We start from the raw sequence: 20,337 nt of genomic DNA, 5'->3' as shown, positions 1-20,337 counted from the left end.
CTCCCCGGACTGCGACGCCAGGGCCGTCGCCAGCACCCCGGGGGTATGCGAAACTTCAACGATGACAATCGTTCTCATCGCCGTCCTGCTCTACCTGGCCGCCAGCGCCCTGCTGGTGCGCGCCCTTGGTCGCAACGACGGGGTGACCGCGCCTGTGTGGCTGTGGCCTGCGCTGCCGGCAATGCTGCTGCATGGCGGCTACCACCTGCTGGTGGCGATGCGCACCACCGGCGGACCGGACATGCACTTCTTCGCCGCGCTGTCGCTGGTCGGCCTGGGCATGGCCTGGCTGACCTCGCTGGTGGGCGCGCGCGGGCGCATGTCCACCCTGGGCGTGGTGGTGTTCCCGCTGGCCGCGCTGCTGCTGGTGGTCTACCACGGCTACGGCCACGAACCGAGCAAGCTGCTGGGCTGGCGCCTGGCCAGCCACGCCTGGTTGGCGCTGCTGGCCTACGCCACATTGAGCATCGCTGCGCTGCTGGCGATCATGCTGTGGCTGCAGGAGCGTGCGCTGCGGCGCCGCGAATTCCGTCCGTGGCTGCGTGCGCTGCCGCCGATGGCCGACCTGGAATCGCTGCTGTTCCGGGTGATCACCGTCGGCTTCGCCCTGCTGACCCTGACCTTGGTCACCGGCGTGCTGTTCGTCGACGACCTGCTGGCGCAGAAGCTGGTGCACAAGACGGTGCTGAGCGTGCTGTCGTGGATCGTGTTCGGCGTACTGCTGATCGGCCGCCGCCGCTATGGCTGGCGCGGCACCAAGGCGGTGCACTGGACGCTGACGGCGATGCTGTTGCTGCTGCTGGCGTTCTTCGGCAGCCAGTTCGTGATCGAGCTGGTGTTCGGGCATTCGCGATAGAGGCGTGCCGACCAACGGTCGGCACCCACCCCCACATCACCCGGTAGTGCCGGCCGCCGGCCGGCAATCGGAGCACAGTAGATCCACGCCATGCGTGGATGCCCCAGATGCTCAGGGCACCGGCTGGGCCAGGATCTTGCGCACCGAGCGGCCGCTGTTGGTGAGGATGTCATCGACCTGCCAGCAGCCCTCGCCCTCGCCCTCGCCCTCGCCCTCGCCCTCGCGCACCATCGGCAACCGCGTCACGTAGGCCTTGTTCCATACCGCATAGCCCATCTCGACCTGGCCCACCGTGGCGGAAGCCTGCGTCCAGCTGTAGCGCACCGGGCCGTCGATATCCCCGTCCTGCGCGTCCAGCCACGGATCGGAATCGATCGTGCAGATGCCCTCTTCGCGCACCTGGCAGGCACGCTCGGCGTGCAGCGCCTTGGCGAATGCCGCGCTGACCAGCGCCTGCGGCGGCTGCAGCAGGTCGCCCTTGCCGGTGGTCGCTTCGAAGAAGGCACGTGCCACCTCGGCCGGTTCCCGGCAGGCAGGCGCGGCCTGCACGGTGGGGGCCAACAGCAGGCTGACGATCGCCAACATCCCTGTCTTTCGCATATCCAGTTCCTTGATGGTGGAGAGACGCCGGGCATGGCCCGGCGCTACCGGCAACACGTATGGGTAACGCCGGGCCATGCCCGGCGAGCGCGCAGCGCGACGGAGATTACAGCCCGTACCGCTCGATCGCATCCAGGTGCGGCTGGCGATCCTGGTCGCAGGCCTCGGCCAGGCGCAGCCAGCAGTGCGGGTGCGCCCAATCCGCCGTCGCCTGCTGCAGGAAGCGATGCAGCGCCAGCGGCGCGTGATCCTGCGGCTGGGCGACAGTGAACAGCAGACCCGGCAGCGTGCCGTCTTCCGCATCCGGATCGGTCACGGTGTAGTCCGCGCGGCTGTGCGACCACACCTTCCAGCCCTGTGCCTCGGCGGCTTCCACGAAGGCGTTCCATGCATCTTCACCGGGGTGCGCGCCGTCGACCAGCCAGCTGCGAGCGAAACCACCCCGCTCCAGCACATGCACCTGCGCATAGGTCGGAATGAAGTGCTCGCGCTCCGCTTCGTCCTCTGGTGCCGGGTGCACCAGGCCGGCGTCGAACACCACCCAGTCACCCACCTGCTGCGCACGATTGGCTGGTGCGTTCTCGACGATGCGCGCGGTCACCGGGCCGCTGCGGCGGGCGTAATACTCCATCGGCTCGCCACCTTCTTCGCTGCGGATGATCACCCAGCCCCAGGGCTCTTCGACCACGCCCTGCTGGCTGGACAGTTCCATGCCGATCGCTGCTGCCGAGCGGCGCACCGCATCCCAGTCGCGCGCCGCGCTGGCCGCACTCATGTGGTCCCAGTGCGCGGCGTTGGGCTCTTCCAGCAGTTCCACCAGCTGCGCATAGCAGGCCTGTGCCTCGCTGAAGCGGCCGGTCTCCATGTACATGCGGGCAAGCGTGCCCCGTGCACCGTTCGATCCCGGCGACAACGCCAGCAATGCCTGCGCCGCCTGCTCCAGCGCCGGCCAATCCGACGCGCGCCGTGCACGCTGCACCTCGCACCAGTGCGCGAACACCGGCACGCTGTCGCGGTAGGTCGCAGCCAGCCTGCGCAGGCCGTCATCATCGCCCTGCTCGACCAGCCAACGCATCAGCGTGTACGCCGATGCGCCATCTTCCTGCGCGTGGCAGCGCACGAAGTCCCACAGCAGTGCCTGCGCTTCGGTCCTGGCGCCACAGGCGTGCAGCGCCGAGGCGGCCACCTCAGCCAGCGCGCCGTCGTCCGGCCGCTCGGCGTGCGCCTGCAGCAGCCACTGCGCTTCGCGCTCGGGATCACGTGACTGGTTCTGTTCGCCCTGCGCCTGCAGCCACGCCAGCAGTTCATCGGCAGGCACCGGCAGCGGTGCCGTCTCCGGCAGCGCCTCGATTCGTGCCGCCAAACCAGCCACCAGCGCGGCAGCGCCGCGGTCCTGCCGCAGTTGCCCCAGATGGGTGCGGGCCAGGCCGAGCTGGCGCTGTGCCACCCAGCGCGCACCGCGCTGCAGGGCCAGCTCCAGGCTCAATGCAGCGATCTCGATCACCAGGCGATGCGCGCCAACGGTGGCGAAGTGCTCGATGATGGTGTTGAAGCGCGTACCCAGATCCCAGGTATTGCGTTCGCCATCACGACTGCACAGGGTCGAGGCGGTATTGGCCCACAGCCGCCAGTGGTTTGGTGTCAACTCGCTCCAGGGCACAAGCTGCTGCAGCGCCTCTTCATCACGCCCAAGCTGGGCCAGCGCCCAGGCCTTGGACAGCCGGCGCGGCACCGTGCAGTTGGCCGGCTCGTATTCGCCTGCGGCGGCTACTTCGGCCTCACGCTGCTCGATCAGTGCCAGGGCCTCCGCCGCGCGGCCGCTGGCCAGCAGGATCTTGATCTGCATTTCCGGGAAGCTGTCGAACACTTCCTTGCCGCGCGCCTGGATCGCCGCCGCCTGCACCTGCAGGTAATCCAGCGCGTCCTGGCCACGGCCGTCGTCCAGCAGCGCGTCGGCCTTCTCGCAGCTCAGGCACTGGAAGCAGGCCCAGCTCGGGTCGATGCGGCCGAGCGTCTCGTCGCAGACCTCGATGCGCTCGGGCACCCAGCCCGGACCATCGATGTTGCCGTAGCAGGCGGCAAGATCCTGGGTGACGCAGATCGACTGCGGGCAGTCCAGGGCATCGGCACGGTGTGCGCGCTCGAACAGCGCTACCGACTCGCCCAGCGCGCTTTCACCTTCCACGCGGTTGCCGACGCGGTTGCGCAGCGCCCAATGGCCAACATAGACGTCGACCCAGGGGTTGTCCAGCGCCTTGCCCAACGCGCGTGCTTCGGGCAGCAGTGCATCGACGCGGTCGACCTGCAGTTCACTGACTTCATCGGCAAGGCGGGTCAGCAGGTGGGCGTTCTGTGCCTGCCCGGCCTGGCGCAGGTCTTCCTGCAGTTTTTCGACCCAGTTCCAGATATCCATGGGGGTAATGCTCCTGTCTAGCGAAGGCTGGATGAGAGGGGGCGGTGCTCAGCGCAGCATCTGCTGCAGGGCACCGGCAATATCGGTAAATGCACCATTGAGATCGGGGCCCGGCGTCGCCGCAGTGCGCTGCAACGGCCGGCCCTGCGCGGACACGATGATCTTCAGCGAGCGCAGAAGGCGCGCGGCCGACGCGGCCTGCGGGTGGCCATCGCGCTGGGCCTGCAGCAAGGCCTGCACGGCTGGATTGTCCAGGTTGAGGTAGAGCCGCGACGGTGCACGCGCCTCGATGCGCGCGGTGAACTGGCGCGCCAGCCGCAATGCGGCCATCGATACGCGCTTGTCGTTCTCGTCGTCTTCCAGGCGCTGCTTCAGTTCGGCTTCGCGGTCGGGCACCACCACCACCGGCAGCGCCTCGGGGCTGAAATGCGCCGGCAGCAATTGTTCGCCGTCGCCCAGGTGTTCGCGCAGCCAGGCCAACTGCGTATCGTCAAGGCTGTCGTCGGTGCGGAACAGTGCGCGATTGCCCTGCTCGGTACCGAGTTCGACCAGCCGCAGGCCCTTGGCCTGGGCCCAGCGGCGCAGGAAAGGCACCACAGCATAGCGATGGCCATGCGCGACCGGCACGCCCATCGCACGGAACAGCATTTCCTCGAAGCCGCCACCGTTGTCGAGGATCACATGCACCGCGCCGCGCGCCGGCAACGCGCTGGCCGGCAGGTCACCCTGCGAGGTCGGCACGCGCACGTGTTCCAGCAGCAGGTCGAACAGGCGCTCATCGCACAGCGCCGCACCCAGCAAGGCTTCGTTGTGGCGGCTGAGCACGCGCCGCCAGGCTTCGGGCTGCTGCCGCGCAACGTCGGCCAGGCCATCGATCAGCGCTTCCAGCAGGGCGTGCTGCACGGCGCGATAGTGATCATCGCGCTGCAGGTCCTCGCGGCTGGCGGTCGGGGTCAGCTTCGACGATTCGATCACCCCGCCGATGAAACCGGCCCACGGCGGCAGCAGATCGCGCGCGTCGTCGTCCAGCAGCATGCCGCGCACGAACACCGACAGGTTGCGGTTGTCGCTGGTGCCGTAGGTGGCACCGTCCTGCACCCAGAGCATGCCGACGGCGTCGCTGCTGCCATCGGACTGCAGCGGCATCGTCACGATGGGCTCGAAATCGTGTTCGAAGCGGGCAGCGAACTGCTGCGCCTGGCGGCGTGCCTGCACCGGATGCAGCGCGACGTCCCCCTGCCCGCGCCACGGCGGCGGTTCGGGATTGATCGCGGCGGTCGCCGCACCGATGAAGATCGGCTCGGACAGCAGCGCGCAGTAGCGGCCCAGCACCTCGTGCAGGCGCGCTTCGTTGGCCAGCGGCAGGAAGTCCGGATGCAGCTCCAGCTCCACCTCGGTGCCGATCGCCCGTGCCGGCACTTCGCTGACGGTGTACTGCTCGGCATTGCTGGACACGTACAGGTGGCCCAGCTCTGGTGACTGGTAGGAGGTGGTACGCACGCTGACACGGCGCGCCAGCACGAAGGCCGACAGGAAGCCGAGGCCGAACATGCCGATCAGGCCTTCATCGTCCTCGCCGTCCTGGCGCAGGCCGCGGGTGTAACCGACCCCGACCGTGGCCAGGTAATCGTGGATTTCCTGCCGGGTCAGGCCGGCACCGGTATCGGTGATGCGCAGCACGCCGGCGGCGACATCGACCTGCACGTCGATGCGCGACACACTCTGGATGCCGGGCTGCTCGATACGGCGACGGATGATCGAATCGTGCGCGTTCTGCACCAGCTCACGCAGCGCCACCATCGGGGTGGAATACAGGTGCTTGCCCAGCACCGTCATCAGTCCATTGAGATCAACCCCGGCGCGGCGGATTTCGGCGGCGGGGGTGCTGAACATCGGGTCCTGCATGTAATCGATTACTCCTTGCCACGGAAAGGCGCCAGGGGGCGCCTTCGTCGAGCCGGGAAAACTAGCACAGGCAGGCTGACCGTTGCCGCATGTGACGTTTGTAGAGCCGAGCCCACGCTCGGCTGCCCTTTGCCGGAAAAGCATCCGAGCATGGGCTCGGCTTTACAGTACCGGCATCACGCCGCGTCGATGGCCTCGGACAGGCGTTCGACCGCGATCACTTCCATCCCCTTCACCGAGCCGCCCTTGGGCGCATTGGCCTTGGGCACGATGGCGCGCTTGAAGCCGTGGGTCGCCGCCTCGCGCAGGCGGTCCTCGCCGTTGGGTACCGGCCGGATCTCACCGGACAGGCCGACTTCACCGAACGCGATGGTCTTCTCGGCCAGCGGACGGTCCTGCAGCGAGGACAGCACCGCCAGCAGCACCGGCAGGTCGGCGGCGGTCTCCTGCACGCGGATGCCACCAACAACGTTCACGAACACGTCCTGGTCGCCGACCAGCACGCCGCCATGCCGATGCAGCACCGCCAGCAGCATGGCCAGGCGGTTCTGCTCCAGGCCCACCGCCACGCGGCGCGGATTGGACAGCGGCGAGGCGTCGACCAGCGCCTGCACTTCCACCAGCAACGGCCGGGTGCCCTCGCGGGTGACCATCACGCAGCTGCCCGGCTGGTGCGTGCTGGCACCGGACAGGAAGATCGCCGACGGATTGGAGACTTCCTTCAGGCCCTTGTCGCCCATCGCGAACACGCCCAGTTCGTTGACCGCACCGAAGCGGTTCTTGAAGGCGCGCAGCAGGCGGAAGCGGCTGCCGCTCTCGCCTTCGAAATAAAGCACGGCATCGACCATGTGTTCCAGCACGCGCGGGCCGGCGATGCCGCCTTCCTTGGTCACGTGGCCGACCAGGAATACCGCGGTTCCGGTTTCCTTGGCGAAGCGCACCAGCCGCGCAGCGCTCTCGCGCACCTGGCTGACCGAACCGGGCGCGGCGGTCAGCGTCTCGGTCCACAGCGTCTGCACCGAATCGGCCACGATCAGCCGCGGCCCACTCTTGGTGGCGTGCTGCAGGATGGATTCGACACCGGTCTCGGCCAGCGCGTTGACGCCCTCCAGTGGCAGCTCCAGCCGGTGTGCACGACCGGCCACCTGGGCCAGTGATTCTTCACCGGTGACATAGAGCACCGGCAGCACCGCGGCCATCTTCGCCACGGCCTGCAGCAGCAGGGTGGACTTGCCGATGCCCGGGTCGCCACCGACCAGCACCACCGCGCCCTCGACCAGGCCGCCGCCGAGCACGCGGTCGAATTCACCGATGCCGGTGCTGACCCGGTTGTGCTCGGTCTGCGCCACGTCCTTCAGTGCGGTGATCTTCGGCGGGTCGATCTTGCCCGCCCAGCCGGCACGCCGTGAGGCAGGCGCCTTGGCGGCCGTCGCGCTCTCAAGGACGATTTCCGACAGCGCGTTCCAGGCGTTGCACTCGGTGCACTGGCCTTGCCACTTGCTGTATTCGGCGCCGCATTCATTGCAGACATACGCGGTGCGGGCTTTGGCCATCGGAGATTTCCTGCAGGGGCAACGAGCGTGGCAGGATAGCCGAGCCGGGTCGCACGTGCTGCGACCACTCAAGTCCCACCCGCCGGTGCCGATAGCGGTGGCGGGCGTGCGCCTTGCGGGCGCCCCTCCCTTCTCCTCTGGATTCAACATGACTGGTAGTTACAGTCAGGGCCTGGTCGCCATCTCGCTGCTGGTGGCCATGCTGGCATCGTATACCGCGCTCGACATGGCCGGCCGCCTGGCCACGGCCGAGGGCCGGGTCGCCCGCTGGTGGCTGGCCGGCGGTGCCGCCGCGATGGGCCTGGGCATCTGGTCGATGCACTTCATCGCGATGCTGGCGTTCAAGCTGCCGATTCCAGTCGGTTACGACCTGGCGATCACCCTGTATTCGCTGGCCGTGTCGATCGGCGCATCGGCCTATGCGCTGTGGCTGGTGTCGCGGCCCAGCCTGCCGCTGCAGCGGCTGGCCGCCGGTGCGGTGCTGATGGGACTGGGTATCGCGGCCATGCACTACCTGGGCATGGCCGCGATGCGGATGCAGCCGGGCATCGATTACCACCCCGGCTGGTTTGCCGCGTCGATCGCGGTGGCCATCGGCGCCGCCGGTGCAGCGCTGTGGATCGCCTTCCGGCTGCGCGTCGAGCAACGCAACACGGTGCGCCTGCGGATACTGGCATCACTGGTGATGGGCCTGGCCATCGTCGGCATGCATTACACCGGCATGGCCGCCGCACGCTTCCCGGCAGGCAGCGTCTGCGGCGCGGTCGGCAGCGGCGGCATCGATCCCCGCTGGCTGGCCGTGCTGGTGATCGTGACCACCCTGGCCACGCTGGGCATCGCGTTGGTTGCCTCGTTGTTCGACCGCCAGATGCGCGTGCGCACCGGTCTGCTGGCCGACTCCCTGGCCCACGCCAATGACAAGCTGATCCAGGCGGCACTGCACGATCCACTGACCCAGCTGCCGAACCGCATGCTGCTGCAGGATCGCATCGAGCAGGCCATCGAGAAGGCGCAACGCCGCCAGCAATCGGTGGCGGTGATGTTCTGCGACCTGGACGGTTTCAAGGCCGTCAACGATGCCTATGGCCACCAGCTGGGCGATCGCCTGCTGGTCGCGGTGGCCCAGCGCGTGGGGGCGCAGCTGCGGCCGCAGGACACCCTCGCCCGCCTCGGTGGCGACGAGTTCGTGATCGTGCTGGCCATTGATGCGCCTGACGATGCGGCGGTGGTCGCCGAACGGGTGATCGCGGCGGCCAGCGAACCGTTCGTGCTGGATGCGGCGGAACTGCAGGTCACCGCCAGCCTGGGCATTGCCCTGTATCCGGACGATGCCGGCGACGAACGCGAGTTGATGGCGCATGCCGATGCGGCGATGTACCACACCAAGGAAACCGGCCGGAACGGCTACACCTTCTTCATCCCTTCGATGCAGCTCAGTGCCAACCGCCAGCTGCGGCTGCTCCAGGACCTGCGCAAGGCGATCGCGCGCAACGAACTGCTGCTGCACTACCAGCCGAAATTTCCGGCGGCCGACGCGCCCGCCACCGGCGCCGAGGCGCTGCTGCGCTGGCAGCATCCGGAGCTGGGCCTGCTGGCACCGGACGTGTTCATTCCCATCGCCGAGCGCAGCGGCCTGATCCTGCCGATCGGCGACTGGGTGCTGGACCAGGCCTGCGCGCAGCTGCGGGCCTGGCATGACGGCGGGCACAGCCACTGGACGATGGCGGTGAACCTGTCGCCGCTGCAGTTCGCCTCGCCGGCCCTGCTGGACAGCGTGCGGGCGGTGCTGGAACGGCATCGCATCGACCCGGCGCGGCTGACCCTGGAGATCACCGAAACCACGGCGATGAAGGATGTCGAGGCCAGCCTGGCGATCCTCAACGATCTGACCGCGATGGGCGTACACATCGCCATCGACGACTTCGGCACCGGCTATTCCAGCCTGCTGTACCTCAAGCGCATGCCCGCCACCGAGCTGAAGATCGACCGGGCGTTCGTGCATGACCTCGAACGCAATGACGAGGATGCGGCCATCGTGTCGTCGATCATCGCGCTGGGCCGCACCCTGCAGCTGCAGGTGGTGGCCGAGGGCGTGGAGACCCAGGCGCAGCGCGATTACCTGAGTGAGCTGGGCTGCGACCAGCTGCAGGGCTATCACCTGGGGCGGCCGATGGAAGCCGAGGAGTTCCTGCGCAAGGTGGGGTGAGAGGCAACCGCATCCACGCATGGCGTGGATCTACTGCATCCTCCGGATGCATTGAACGGCAACCGCATCCACGCATGCCGTGGATCTACTGCATCCTCCGGATGCGTTGAACGGCAACCGCATCCACGCATGGCGTGGATCTACTGTGCGGGGACTTCGCGGTGACGGGTAGATCCACGCCATGCGTGGATGCGTTCCCCGCGATCGCGGGGCAAACAGAAAGGCCGCCCGAAGGCGGCCTTTCTGCGTGGCAACGTCGCGAAGACGTCAGTGCATCATGTGCACGTTCATGTTGTGCATGACCCACAGGGTACCGACCACGATGATGCCAATCACCACCACGGTGAAGGCCGCAGCGTTGACGTTCCAGCGGCTCTCCGACGAGCGGTCCAGGTGCAGGAAGAACACCAGGTGGACCAGCATCTGCAGCACCGCGGTGATGGCGATCACCACACCGTTGACGGTGCGCGAGAAATCACCCGACATCACCATGTAGAACGGGATGACGGTCAGCACCACCGCCAGCACGAAGCCGATCAGGTACGACTTCACGGTGCCGTGGCTTTCGCCGCCGGCGGCGTGGTCGTGTGCATGGTTGTCATGTGCCATTACAGCGCTCCATTGAGGTAGACGACGGAGAACACGCCGATCCAGATCAGGTCCAGGAAGTGCCAGAACAGGCTCAGGCACGCCATGCGGGTCTTGTTGGTCGGGGTCAGGCCGTACTTCTTCAGCTGCACGAACATCACCAGCAGCCACAGCAGGCCGGCGCTGACGTGCAGGCCGTGGGTACCGACCAGGGCGAAGAACGCCGACAGGAAGGCACTGCGGTCCGGACCGTAACCCTGATGGATCAGGTGCTGGAACTCATAGACTTCCATGCACATGAAGCCGAAGCCCAGCAGCCAGGTGATGCCCAGCCACAGGAACATCTGACCGACCTGCTTGCGGTGCATGGCGATCATGCCCAGGCCGAAGGTCAGCGACGAGGTCAGCAGCAGCGCGGTTTCCCACGCCACGAACGGCAGCTCGAACAGGTCCTTCGCGCCGGGGCCACCATCGGTGCCGCCGGCCAGCACCACGTAGGTGGCAAACAGCGAGGCGAAGATGAGGCAGTCGCTCATCAGGTACACCCAGAAACCGAAGACGGTGTTGCCGCCGGTGTCGTGGTGCTCGTGGTCGTCATGGCCATGGGCCGCCGCGTGTGCGGCGTGCCCGTGGTTCACGGTGGAGGTATTGGTGCTCATGCCTTCAGCTCCGACTTCACCAGGCCCTGGGCTTCCAGGTGCTTGCGGTGTTCGTTCTCGATGCGTTCCACCTCGGCGGCCGGGACCCAGTAGTCCACGTCCTGGTCGAAGGTGCGGTAGATGAACGTGGCGATCATGCCGACGAAGCCGATGATGGCCAGCCACCAGATGTGCCAGATCATCGCAAAGCCGAACACCATGCTGAAGGCGCCGATGACAACGCCGGTGCCGGTGTTGCGCGGCATGTGGATGTCGGTGTACTTGGCCGGCTTCGGCCAGGCTTCACCACGCTGCTTGCGCTCCCAGAAATCGTCCAGCTCGGTGACTTCCGGCAAGGTGCCGAAGTTGTAGAAGGCCGGCGGCGAAGAGGTTTCCCACTCCAGCGTACGGGCATCCCACGGGTCGCCGGTCAGGTCGGCAGTCTTCTTGCGGTCGCGGATCGACACGGCCACCTGGATGATCTGGCACAGGATGCCGGCACCCACGATGAAGGCGCCAACAGCGGCAACCAGCAGGAACGGCTCGTAGGCCGGGTTGACGGTGCTCTGCAGACGACGGGTCATGCCCATGAAGCCCAGCACGTACATCGGCATGAAGGTCACATAGAAGCCGATGAACCAGCACCAGAACGCGCACTTGCCCCAGAACTCGTTGAGGCGGAAGCCGAACATCTTCGGCCACCAGTAGGTGATGCCGGCGAACATGCCGAACACCACGCCGCCGATGATGACGTTGTGGAAGTGGGCGATCAGGAACAGGCTGTTGTGCAGCACGAAGTCGATGGCCGGGATCGCCAGCATCACGCCGGTCATGCCGCCGATGGTGAAGGTGACCATGAAGCCGATGGTCCACAGCACGGGCGTGGTGAACTGCACGCGACCGCGGAACATGGTGAACAGCCAGTTGAAGATCTTCACGCCGGTGGGGATGGAGATGATCATCGTCGTGATGCCGAAGAAGGCATTGACGTTGGCACCCGAGCCCATGGTGAAGAAGTGGTGCAGCCACACGATGAACGACAGCACGCCGATGCAGGCGGTGGCGTAGACCATGCCCTTGTAACCGAACAGGGCCTTGCGTGAGAAGGTCGCGATGACCTCGGAGAACACGCCGAAGGCCGGCAGCACCAGGATATAGACTTCCGGGTGACCCCAGATCCAGATCAGGTTGATGTACAGCATGGCGTTGCCGCCACCATCATTGGTGAAGAAGTGCGTACCCAGGTAACGGTCCAGGGTCAGCAGCACCAGGGTGATGGTCAGCACCGGGAAGGCGGCGACGATCAGCACGTTGGTCACCAGCGCGGTCCAGGTGAAGACCGGCATCTGCATGAGCTTCATGCTCGGGGTGCGCATCTTGAGGATGGTGATGAAGAAGTTGATACCACTCAACGTGGTACCCAGACCCGCCACCTGTAGTCCCCATATGTAGTAGTCCATACCTACATTGTTGCTGTACTCGATGCCCGACAATGGCGGGAAGGCCAGCCAGCCGGTGGCGGCGAATTCACCGATCCACAGCGACAGCATGATCAGCACCGCACCGGACACGAACAGCCAGAAGCTGAGCGAGTTGACGAACGGGAACGCGACGTCGCGCGCACCGATCTGCAGCGGCACGGCCAGGTTCATCAGGCCGGTGATCAGCGGCATCGCCACGAAGAAGATCATGATCACGCCGTGGGCGGTGAAGATCTGGTCGTAGTGGTGCGGCGGCAGGTAACCCTCGGACCCGCCGACGGCGATGGCCTGCTGGGTACGCATCATGATCGCGTCGGAGAAACCGCGCAGCAGCATGACGAAGGCGACGATGATGTACATCACGCCGATCTTCTTGTGGTCCACCGAGGTGAACCACTCCTTCCACAGATAGCCCCACAGCTTGAACTTGGTGATCAGGGCCATGACGCCCAGGCCACCCAGCACCGCACCGACCAGGGTGGTCAGCACGATTGGATCGTGGGGGATCGACTCAAGAGAGAGTTTTCCCAACATGTTCATTCTCCCGAACCCATGTGGCCTTCATGGCCAGCGTGTTCGTGTTCTTCGGTGGCATCCAGGTTCTTCCCGGATTCCTTGGCATCATGCGCGTCGCTCGGGGCGTGCCCCTCGTGCGCTTCATGGCTGGACGCATCGGCAGCAGCCGCACCCGCATGGGCATGCTTCATGCCGTAGTGCTTGTTGTCGCCCATGTGCTTGGCGATGACCCAGTCGAACAGGCTGTCTTCAACCTTGCCGAAGTAGGTGACCGGGTACCACTCGGAATTCTTCGCTTCGCCCAGCGCCTTGAACGAGGTCTTGTCCAGGGTCTGCTCGCCGGCACGGACCTGGTCCAGCCACTGGCGGTACTGCGCATCGGTGACCGAGTAGGCAGTGAAATGCATCTTGGCGAAGCCTGCACCGCTGTAGTGCGAGGACATGCCCGGGAACTCACCCAGTTCGTTGGCGATCAGGTGGAGCTTGGTCTCCATCGCCGCCATCGAGTAGATCATGCTGCCCAGGTGCGGGATGAAGAACGCATTCATCACCGTATCGGAGGTGATCTCGAAGTTCAGCGGGGTGTTGACCGGGAACTTGATCTCGTTGACGACCGCGACCTTCTCTTCCGGATAGATGAACAGCCACTTCCAGTCCAGCGAGATCGCCTGGATGGTGACCGGCTTGACGTCCGATTCCAGGGGCTTGTACGGATCCAGCGCGTGCGAGGACCGCCAGGTCAGCACCGCCAGGACCAGCACGATCATGCAGGGGATCGACCACACCACCACCTCGATCGCCGTCGAGTGGGACCACTTCGGCTCGTAACGGGCCTTGGTGTTGGAGGCGCGATACTTCCACGCGAAGGTCAGGGTCATGATGATGACCGGGATGACGACCAGCAGCATGAGCACGGTGGCCGTGATCAGCAGTGTCTTTTCATCCTGGCCGATCTGGCCCTTCGGACTGAGGATGGCCACGGCATCGCAGCCGGTGAGCATCACCAGCAATGCGAGCAGCAAGCCCGGGCGCAACCAGCGCCCAAGGGTTTTCAACGGAATCATCGGTCGATCCAATTGCGAGGGAATGCCGTTCCCCGTCCTGCCCGCACCGGCCAAAGCCGGGCCCACCCGTCCAGAAGACAGGCAGGTAAGGTGGGGTCGAGTCAGCCCTTCAATTTTAGGCCGTCACCCACCATTTAAGAAAGGCATTGACAATGATCAGGCGCAGGAAAGGCCCGGATCTGGATGCGACACGTTGTCGCACCGCGCGATTGTGGCGGGCAGAACGCGCGGGGACGGCAGCGTAGCATCGGCCACGGCGACGACGAGGCGCCTCGTTCGGCACAGTCGACTGAACAGGTTCAGCAAGTCTTGAGCTCCCTTTCTTCGAGGAACCCGGCATGGACAGACCCTTCAGCGTTGAACGCATCGACCATGTGGTGCTGCGGGTGCGCGAGCTGGCCCGCAGCGAAGCCTTCTATGCCCACGTGTTGGGGTGCGTGGCGGTGCGGCGGCGCGAGCACCTGGGCCTGGTGCACCTGCGTGCGGGTGCGTCGATGATCGACCTGATCAGTCTGGACGGCACGCTCGGTCGCCACGGCGGTAGCGGGCCGGGCAGCGAAGGTCGCAACGTCGACCACCTGTGCCTGCGCGTCGAACCCTTCGACGAAACCGCGCTGGTCGCCCACCTGGCCGCCCACGGCGTGCCGGTGCTGGCGCCGGCCGAGATCAACTTCGGCGCCGAGGGCGATGGCTTGTCGTTGTACTTCAAGGATCCGGACGGCAACACGGTGGAACTGAAGGGTCCTGCGAACGGAGCCGGTCGATGAAGCGAGCACTGCCCCGGGCCCAAGCCCTGCCTCCGCTATCCGCCCTGGAACCGCACCGGCACGCGCAGGGTAATCTGCTTGAGCGTGGTCAACGGCCGCGCGGGGGTGACGTGCCATTTCAGCGCAGCCTCACGGGCGGCGCGATCCAGCGCAGGATGTCCGCTGCTGCGGTCCACGGTCACATCGAGTACGCGCCCCTCGGCTGACAGGGTGATCAGCAGCTCGACGCTGCCTTCCAGCACCGTCTCCCCGTCACCACGCGGATAACGCGGGGGATGCCGGCGCGTCATCGCCGCCAACTGCGCGCCCAGCGCCTGCTCGGGATCCAGCTGCGGCGGCGGCGGGTCCATGGCCGTCGGCGAAGGTGCGTCCACGGTCACCGCCGGCGGTGTGCCGGCGACAGGCGCTTTGAACACGACCGTCACCTGCCTGCGCTCGCCGCCTGTGGGCACCTTCGACGCGCTGAGCCAGGTGCGTGCGCCCCGGCGCGCGGCCTCATCCAGCACGGCGTTGCCACTACTGCTTTCAATCAGCACCGAGGTAACCACGCCGCTCTGCCAGACATCCACCTGCAGGGTCACCATGCTGTCGGCCTGCACAGGCGCGCGCAGCGGGATGCCGTGGCGCAGGTCCTTGAACCCGGCAGCAGGCAGGTCGACCAGCACCTTCCCATACTCGGCCGGTGGCGACGACGGCGGCAGCGGTGGCGACGTACGCAGCGCCAGGCCCTTGCGATCGACCAGCATCCCCGCTGGCGGCATCGCGCGTTGCGCCTGCCTGACGGTGTCCGCTTTCGAGGTTGCCGGCGGTGAAGGCTCCGAGACCACCGGGCCCGCCGGGTCTGCAGCGGTGCCGGTGGTGTCCTGCGCCTCGCCTTTGCCCGCCTTCGCCTGCCGATCATCATCGCCCAGCAGCAGCGTCGCGCGCGCCTTCAGGATCTCCATGCGGTCTTCGGAGGCGCTGGCCAGCAGCGTCGAGAGCATGAACACGTCGCTGCCAAGCAACAGAGTATTCACGTCGAACCGGGCCGGATCCGCCGAGGCGGTCTTGTCGCTGCGGTCAATCAGTCCCGCAATCACCAGCGCGCCCAGCGCGAGCTCTTCGTCCGTGTCGACCATCGTCGACGCGTAGGCATTCCACAGGCGTTCCTCCAGCGGCGCATAGGCGAACAACACCTCCTGCGTGCCGTGGACGCGCCACAGGCGCTCTTCCAGTGCCGCGTCGCCTTCTCGGTCGAATGGCTTGCGTGGCGACCACCGTGAGCGGATCGCCAGTTCCTGCAGATCCGTCGCCAGCAGGCGCATTGCAACCGACGTACTCGACGGCGAGAGTTTCCACATCTGCTGCAGCAGCTCGATCTGCTTCAGTTCCACCTCACGCGCTTCCTCCGCAGTGAGCCGCTCCACCATCGCGCCCGCGTCGCTGGCCAGGCCCGCCGTCCTCTGCGTGCGGCGTCCGGAGCGGGCGGCAAGCGTCTCGATCGTCTCGTTGTACGCCGCGCGCAGGCGCTCGTACTCCGTGCGGTCTTCGCGCAGCGCCGGGCCATTGCGCGCCCACAGATCCAGCTCCTGCATCAGCGCCTGCGTGCGCGGCAGATCGCCGCGGGCAGCGGCACGCGCGGTTTCGTGCACCTTGTTGAGCATTTCCCGCTCGAAATGACCGCGCGAATACCAGCGCGGAACTGTAGTGCGATCCTCGCCGACCAGTACCGAACTCGGCCCTTGTTGACCGCTTCCTGCGCCCGTAGCGCCATCCCCGGAAATGCCGGTGACAATAAAGACGACGAATGAGAGGAAGCCGAACATCACCGACGCGATCAGATAATCCACGGCCCGGTCCTGCACCGCTACGCGCAGGAATGACAGTACCGACACCGCTCCGCCGATCAGCAGCGCAGCACGCAGTGCCGCCCTGCCATCACTCAACGCGCCGCTCGACAGCACTCGTCCCAGCCAGCCGATCGAGCTGTAGACCAGCACGCCGAGGTCGCCCCAGAACGGCGCCAACCCGATCAGCGCCAGCAGCAGCACGGCCAGTACACCCAGCAGCTTCATGGGCGCTTGCTCATGATCAGCATCGGCACGAACAGGATGAACAGCAGGATCGCGATCGCCAGCATGGCCATCTGCACGGCCAGCCCCACGCCATCCCAGATGCCCGGGTCCACCAGCGCGCTGTAGCGGCGGTAGGCCGGCATGCCCCAGCCCATCACCCAGCCCAGCAGCAGCGTGCCGATCACCGCCATCGTCACCCGCGACATCACCCCGGGAACACCGCTTGCCGCCGACGCCTGCGCACCGACCGGCTGCGCCTGGGCGACGCGCGCGGCGGTGCGTGCGCGCTGCTTGCGGGCCTTGGCCGGTTTCTGCCGCGAGCGAGTCTGCGCCGCGCGTGCGCTGCCGGCCAGCAGTTCAACGCGGGCGCAGGCGGCACAGGACATGCCGACAAAATGCTGATGGGCCGCATCCTTGCCACACGTCACCAGTTGCCCGGCGTTGCGCCGCGCGTAGTCCAGCAGCAGCGTGGCCCATTCCTGCGCCGAAGGCCGCCGTCGCGCCTGCGTCGAGAACGCACGATCAAACATGTCGCGCAGTGCCGGCGGGAACATCTCATGGCCGCTGACCGGTGAGGGCAACATCCGCGGATGCGGCTTGCCGCGCGCATACGGGTACAGGTTGGCGGCGATGCGCGCCGGCAGGTCACTGGGCACCGTCGCCCCCTGCGGCCGACCCGCATACGGATGCAGGCCGGAATTGAGCAGCTGGAACACCATCACCGCCAACGCGAAGCGATCCTGCGCCTCCTCCTGGCCCGGCTTCACACCCGGCTGCTGGAACTCAGGCGCCAGATAATCGGTAGTGACCTGCCCAGCCGGGAAACGCTCGCCCTTGCCCTGGATGCTGAAACCATCGCAATCAAGCATCGCGATGAACAAGGTGCTGCGATAGAACCGCACGTTCAGCGGCTTCAGGTCGACCACATAGTGCTGCCGCCGGTGCAGCGCAGCCAGCATCACCGCCAGGTTGGCGGCCAGCGTCATCTTGGCGCCCAAGCCGGTAGGCAGGCCCTCGGCACGCGCCTGCCGCTCCTGCAGCACATGTTCCAGGTCGCTGGTGGCCGACAGATCCAGGATCGGCATGGTGAAGCCGATGAAACGCCCACCACCGTCCCGCAGCAGGGTCAGCGGCCAGGCAATCTGTACTTGGTCGGCGCCCTGCCCCTCCATCGGCGGCAGGTCCGGCTGCAGCTCCAGCATCGCCTGCAGCTTGCGCTCGTAGACGCGCGCATCCTTGTCCGAGTGGTAGAGCTTGGCCACTTCGCGCGGCCGCTCCTTGAGGGTGAACACACTGCCCGCACCGCCACTCTTGAGCAGCCGCTCCAGGGTGAGCGGCCTGCGCTGTGCGTCGTAGACCTGTTCGCCGCTGCGCCCGGGCATGTGCTCAGGCCGGCAGCGCGACCAGCAACGTCTTGTCGTCGCCGGTGATCTGATCGGTGCGCGGATCGGCCAGCGTCGCGTGCAACGCCTGGCTGCCGTGGGTCTCGTCCACGCCGGCCAGATAACGGATCACCGGTGCGATGAACGGTTGGAACAGGCTGTCGCCCGCGCGCGACATCGCAAACGGCTGCACACCATCGGACATCAGCACCAGCGCATCGATCGCCCCTTCGAAGCGGGTCAGCCGCAGCTGCTCGCGCCAGTTGCCACCGGTCACGAACCATGTCTCGTTGGCGTACTCGCCGTTGGCGGGCAGTGACACGGCATCGGGCGATTCATTGCTGAAGGCGCAGGCGGCGACGCCGTCGCCGACATGGAAGAACCAGCCGCCATCGCGCGTGGCGACCGCCCCTACCAGCGTGCAGGCATGGTCGGAGAGCTTCAGGCCCTGGCTCAGCGCAAGCATCGCCAGCTGACCGCGCGCATCGTCGACGGCGGTTTCGATGATGGCGCGCAACGCATCCACCGGCAGTGCCAACGGATCTGCCCCGAGCTGGGCAGATCCGGTAACCGACGCCGCCACGCTGCTGGATACATGCCGCGCGCCCACATCGCTGTGCGATGCGGAGCCTGCACCGTCGCAGACCACCGCGACCAATGTCTGCCCCACCTGCACCGACGCATAGGCGTCCTGGCACGGCTGCCCGCGGTCCAGATGGGACCGCCCCGTGGCCGATGCGGCCATCACGCGCCAGGCCATGGTCAGACCGGCACTTGCGACCAGCTGTCGGTGGCCGGCAGTTGCACCTGGCCACCGGGCGTCGAATTGGAGACCACCCGCATGCTCGCGCTCAGCCACAGGAACAGCTCCTTGAACTGCAGGCCCTGCAGGCGCTTCACGCCGCGCTCGCCATTGCGGCTGAACTGGCCCAGCACGCTCATGTCAGCATTGCCGACAGCGATCGGGAACACCGCCACCTTGTTCTGCTGCTCGGCCTCGCGGCACTGCTCAGCCACCGCTTCCCAGGCGTCCGTGGGCTGGCCGTCGGACATCAGGAACAACCACGGCCGCGTGTAGGCGACGCCAGCCTGGCGGAAGCGCGCCTTCTCGTCTTCAATTTCCTGCAGCGCCAGTTCCACCGCCGCACCGGTCGGCGTGGTGCCGTTGGCCGACAGCGTGGGCGCGGTGAAATCCATCGCGTCGCACCAGTCACCGCTGATGGCCGCGTTGTCCATGCCACCGTATTCAACCAGCAGCACGCGCACGCGCTTGGCCGCGATCACATCGGCCTTCAGCTCCTGCTCCAACAGCTTGAGGCCCGCGTTCAACTGCTCGATGGGGCCACCGCTCATGCTGCCGGAGCAGTCCAGCACCAGGATCAACGGCGTGCGCTGCTCACTGTTGTCGACCAGTGAAACATCGGGAATTGCGGCAATGGACATGATGGGAAGCCTCCGTGCGGGTGAACCGGTGCAGGTGATCTGCGCGGCCGATTATAGGGGGAGCTGGAGGTCCAGGGGACGAGGTCTCACGGGGAGCCGTGCCGGTCAGACAAAAAGCTCCGACCTGGGCCGGGGCTTGTCATGCAACTGGTGCCGGAAACAGAAGTCGAACCTGCGAGCTGCTCTTCGCAAGTCGCCAGACACCACCGATCGCCAGAATGGAATCAGGCGGTGCAACACATGGATGTCGCAATCGATTCATTCGAAGTGGGGGCAGCAGTGCAATTTGGACCAGATTGTGAATTTAATGAAGATGGCAAGCAACAACAGAAAAATACACCGAAAAATTCGAAAACCTAGCCATCACCACTTCTTTCATCATGTTGAATCGAGGATTCCTCATAGTCCAGCCCCCCTCTCTCCGCATACATATCCAGAAGATCAACGATATTCCAATAATTCACTCTCGGCGGCACGTCGATCGAAAAAAAAGTTGCAACATGACTCAACTCCGTAGAGCACCCAAGCCCTTCAACTCTACTCCGCACTTCGGATACCAACTCACTCAAGTATGATATTACGCGAATCGTTGAATGCCCACCGGGAATTTTTACACTATCAAATACTAGATCGCCATTGATCTCAGTCGCACAAACAACATCGCCGCAACTAATAAGCCGGGCATAAAATGGCACGCTATCGATGAGGTACCCTTCAGGCTGAGGAAGAGCCCACAGCCCCTCCCACTCAGCAGGGGGATATCCATCCTGCTGCAGCAATCTAAACGCAATTTTTACGTACTCGGCTTTGGTCATGGCGTTCGATCTTTAGGAGGAACCCAGTCAACTTTATTGCTCTTGTGAATGTTACA

17 protein-coding genes are annotated in these 20,337 nt (G+C 65.9%); 4 read left to right on the top strand and 13 right to left on the bottom strand.

Annotation, left to right across the window (positions count from 1 at the left end; all coding sequences use genetic code 11):
- The first annotated feature begins 61 nt into the window (after positions 1-61).
- Positions 62-856: an inner membrane protein YpjD gene (locus ACFX4F_RS11000; RefSeq protein WP_380655115.1), complete on the top strand. Its 795-nt coding sequence runs from the start codon at positions 62-64 to the stop codon at positions 854-856.
- A gap of 111 nt (positions 857-967) precedes the next feature.
- Here the strand turns inward: ACFX4F_RS11000 and ACFX4F_RS10995 are convergent, their stop codons facing one another.
- The 4 genes from ACFX4F_RS10995 to radA all read right to left on the bottom strand — a co-directional run bounded on the left by ACFX4F_RS10995 (position 968) and on the right by radA (position 7,327).
- Positions 968-1,456, bottom strand: coding sequence for a hypothetical protein (locus ACFX4F_RS10995; protein WP_380655112.1), 489 nt, complete (start codon positions 1,454-1,456; stop codon positions 968-970).
- A gap of 106 nt (positions 1,457-1,562) precedes the next feature.
- The gene (locus ACFX4F_RS10990; protein ID WP_380655109.1) at positions 1,563-3,869 is read right to left on the bottom strand and encodes a hypothetical protein; all 2,307 of its coding nucleotides are present in this window, start codon (positions 3,867-3,869) and stop codon (positions 1,563-1,565) included.
- A 48-nt stretch (positions 3,870-3,917) separates the two neighbouring features.
- Complete coding sequence (locus tag ACFX4F_RS10985; RefSeq protein WP_380655106.1) at positions 3,918-5,774, bottom strand: ATP-binding protein; 1,857 nt, start codon at positions 5,772-5,774, stop codon at positions 3,918-3,920.
- Between the two features lie 176 nt (positions 5,775-5,950).
- Positions 5,951-7,327 carry a DNA repair protein RadA gene (radA, locus tag ACFX4F_RS10980; protein ID WP_100551874.1) on the bottom strand — a complete coding sequence of 459 codons (1,377 nt, stop codon included), beginning with the start codon at positions 7,325-7,327 and terminating at the stop codon, positions 5,951-5,953.
- Between the two features lie 148 nt (positions 7,328-7,475).
- On the opposite strand from radA, the gene ACFX4F_RS10975 reads away from it, so the two are divergent.
- Positions 7,476-9,533, top strand: coding sequence for a bifunctional diguanylate cyclase/phosphodiesterase (locus tag ACFX4F_RS10975; protein WP_099821052.1), 2,058 nt, complete (start codon positions 7,476-7,478; stop codon positions 9,531-9,533).
- Positions 9,534-9,800: 267 nt separating this feature from the next.
- Here the strand turns inward: ACFX4F_RS10975 and cyoD are convergent, their stop codons facing one another.
- Genes cyoD through cyoA form a run of 4 tightly spaced genes read right to left on the bottom strand, consistent with a single transcriptional unit; the run spans position 9,801 to position 13,820 of the window.
- On the bottom strand, positions 9,801-10,142 hold the full coding sequence (cyoD, locus tag ACFX4F_RS10970; RefSeq protein WP_025873831.1) for a cytochrome o ubiquinol oxidase subunit IV: 342 nt from the start codon (positions 10,140-10,142) through the stop codon (positions 9,801-9,803).
- On the bottom strand, positions 10,142-10,780 hold the full coding sequence (gene cyoC / locus ACFX4F_RS10965) for a cytochrome o ubiquinol oxidase subunit III (RefSeq protein WP_099821051.1): 639 nt from the start codon (positions 10,778-10,780) through the stop codon (positions 10,142-10,144). Before cyoC ends, cyoD begins: the two co-directional genes overlap by 1 nt.
- Complete coding sequence (gene cyoB / locus ACFX4F_RS10960) at positions 10,777-12,774, bottom strand: cytochrome o ubiquinol oxidase subunit I (RefSeq protein ID WP_336025919.1); 1,998 nt, start codon at positions 12,772-12,774, stop codon at positions 10,777-10,779. Before cyoB ends, cyoC begins: the two co-directional genes overlap by 4 nt.
- 2 nt (positions 12,775-12,776) lie before the next feature.
- Positions 12,777-13,820, bottom strand: coding sequence for a ubiquinol oxidase subunit II (gene cyoA, locus ACFX4F_RS10955; RefSeq protein WP_099821050.1), 1,044 nt, complete (start codon positions 13,818-13,820; stop codon positions 12,777-12,779).
- Between the two features lie 338 nt (positions 13,821-14,158).
- On the opposite strand from cyoA, the gene ACFX4F_RS10950 reads away from it, so the two are divergent.
- Positions 14,159-14,587: a VOC family protein gene (locus tag ACFX4F_RS10950; protein ID WP_380655098.1), complete on the top strand. Its 429-nt coding sequence runs from the start codon at positions 14,159-14,161 to the stop codon at positions 14,585-14,587.
- Between the two features lie 35 nt (positions 14,588-14,622).
- On the opposite strand, the gene ACFX4F_RS10945 is transcribed toward ACFX4F_RS10950, so the two are convergent.
- The 4 genes from ACFX4F_RS10945 to ACFX4F_RS10930 are packed head-to-tail and all read right to left on the bottom strand — an operon-like array spanning position 14,623 to position 19,466.
- Positions 14,623-16,641, bottom strand: a complete 2,019-nt coding sequence (locus ACFX4F_RS10945; RefSeq protein WP_380655095.1) for a TonB family protein — start codon at positions 16,639-16,641, stop codon at positions 14,623-14,625.
- A complete protein-coding gene (locus ACFX4F_RS10940; RefSeq protein WP_380655092.1) occupies positions 16,638-18,023 on the bottom strand; it encodes a hypothetical protein in 1,386 nt (461 codons plus the stop codon). Before ACFX4F_RS10940 ends, ACFX4F_RS10945 begins: the two co-directional genes overlap by 4 nt.
- A 4-nt stretch (positions 18,024-18,027) precedes the next feature.
- A complete protein-coding gene (locus ACFX4F_RS10935; RefSeq protein WP_133120039.1) occupies positions 18,028-18,783 on the bottom strand; it encodes a PP2C family serine/threonine-protein phosphatase in 756 nt (251 codons plus the stop codon).
- A 2-nt stretch (positions 18,784-18,785) separates the two neighbouring features.
- Entirely contained in the window at positions 18,786-19,466 is a 681-nt protein-coding gene (locus ACFX4F_RS10930) for a VWA domain-containing protein (RefSeq protein ID WP_312704449.1), read from the bottom strand.
- Between the two features lie 141 nt (positions 19,467-19,607).
- On the opposite strand from ACFX4F_RS10930, the gene ACFX4F_RS10925 reads away from it, so the two are divergent.
- Entirely contained in the window at positions 19,608-19,826 is a 219-nt protein-coding gene (locus ACFX4F_RS10925) for a hypothetical protein (protein ID WP_380655088.1), read from the top strand.
- On the opposite strand, the gene ACFX4F_RS10920 is transcribed toward ACFX4F_RS10925, so the two are convergent.
- Positions 19,823-20,281 carry a DUF4265 domain-containing protein gene (locus ACFX4F_RS10920; protein WP_380655085.1) on the bottom strand — a complete coding sequence of 153 codons (459 nt, stop codon included), beginning with the start codon at positions 20,279-20,281 and terminating at the stop codon, positions 19,823-19,825. The two genes, ACFX4F_RS10925 and ACFX4F_RS10920, sit on opposite strands and share 4 nt — an antisense overlap.
- Between the last annotated feature and the right edge of the window lie 56 nt (positions 20,282-20,337).

This window comes from Stenotrophomonas sp. YIM B13575, from assembly GCF_042787595.1.
GTDB lineage: Bacteria > Pseudomonadota > Gammaproteobacteria > Xanthomonadales > Xanthomonadaceae > Stenotrophomonas > Stenotrophomonas lactitubi_B.
The sequence above is the reverse complement of the archived record's forward strand: the minus strand, read 5'-3'. Positions and strand labels throughout refer to the sequence as shown.

Excerpts from the sequence above, each read along its gene's own strand:
- ACFX4F_RS11000 (WP_380655115.1), top strand. The coding sequence starts at position 62 with ATGACAATCGTTCTCATCGCCGTCCTGCTCTACCTGGCCGCCAGCGCC.
- ACFX4F_RS10995 (WP_380655112.1), bottom strand. The coding sequence starts at position 1,456 with ATGCGAAAGACAGGGATGTTGGCGATCGTCAGCCTGCTGTTGGCCCCC.
- ACFX4F_RS10990 (WP_380655109.1), bottom strand. The coding sequence starts at position 3,869 with ATGGATATCTGGAACTGGGTCGAAAAACTGCAGGAAGACCTGCGCCAG.
- ACFX4F_RS10985 (WP_380655106.1), bottom strand. The coding sequence starts at position 5,774 with ATGCAGGACCCGATGTTCAGCACCCCCGCCGCCGAAATCCGCCGCGCC.
- radA (WP_100551874.1), bottom strand. The coding sequence starts at position 7,327 with ATGGCCAAAGCCCGCACCGCGTATGTCTGCAATGAATGCGGCGCCGAA.
- ACFX4F_RS10975 (WP_099821052.1), top strand. The coding sequence starts at position 7,476 with ATGACTGGTAGTTACAGTCAGGGCCTGGTCGCCATCTCGCTGCTGGTG.
- cyoD (WP_025873831.1), bottom strand. The coding sequence starts at position 10,142 with ATGGCACATGACAACCATGCACACGACCACGCCGCCGGCGGCGAAAGC.
- cyoC (WP_099821051.1), bottom strand. The coding sequence starts at position 10,780 with ATGAGCACCAATACCTCCACCGTGAACCACGGGCACGCCGCACACGCG.
- cyoB (WP_336025919.1), bottom strand. The coding sequence starts at position 12,774 with ATGTTGGGAAAACTCTCTCTTGAGTCGATCCCCCACGATCCAATCGTG.
- cyoA (WP_099821050.1), bottom strand. The coding sequence starts at position 13,820 with ATGATTCCGTTGAAAACCCTTGGGCGCTGGTTGCGCCCGGGCTTGCTG.
- ACFX4F_RS10950 (WP_380655098.1), top strand. The coding sequence starts at position 14,159 with ATGGACAGACCCTTCAGCGTTGAACGCATCGACCATGTGGTGCTGCGG.
- ACFX4F_RS10945 (WP_380655095.1), bottom strand. The coding sequence starts at position 16,641 with ATGAAGCTGCTGGGTGTACTGGCCGTGCTGCTGCTGGCGCTGATCGGG.
- ACFX4F_RS10940 (WP_380655092.1), bottom strand. The coding sequence starts at position 18,023 with ATGCCCGGGCGCAGCGGCGAACAGGTCTACGACGCACAGCGCAGGCCG.
- ACFX4F_RS10935 (WP_133120039.1), bottom strand. The coding sequence starts at position 18,783 with ATGGCCTGGCGCGTGATGGCCGCATCGGCCACGGGGCGGTCCCATCTG.
- ACFX4F_RS10930 (WP_312704449.1), bottom strand. The coding sequence starts at position 19,466 with ATGTCCATTGCCGCAATTCCCGATGTTTCACTGGTCGACAACAGTGAG.
- ACFX4F_RS10925 (WP_380655088.1), top strand. The coding sequence starts at position 19,608 with ATGCAACTGGTGCCGGAAACAGAAGTCGAACCTGCGAGCTGCTCTTCG.
- ACFX4F_RS10920 (WP_380655085.1), bottom strand. The coding sequence starts at position 20,281 with ATGACCAAAGCCGAGTACGTAAAAATTGCGTTTAGATTGCTGCAGCAG.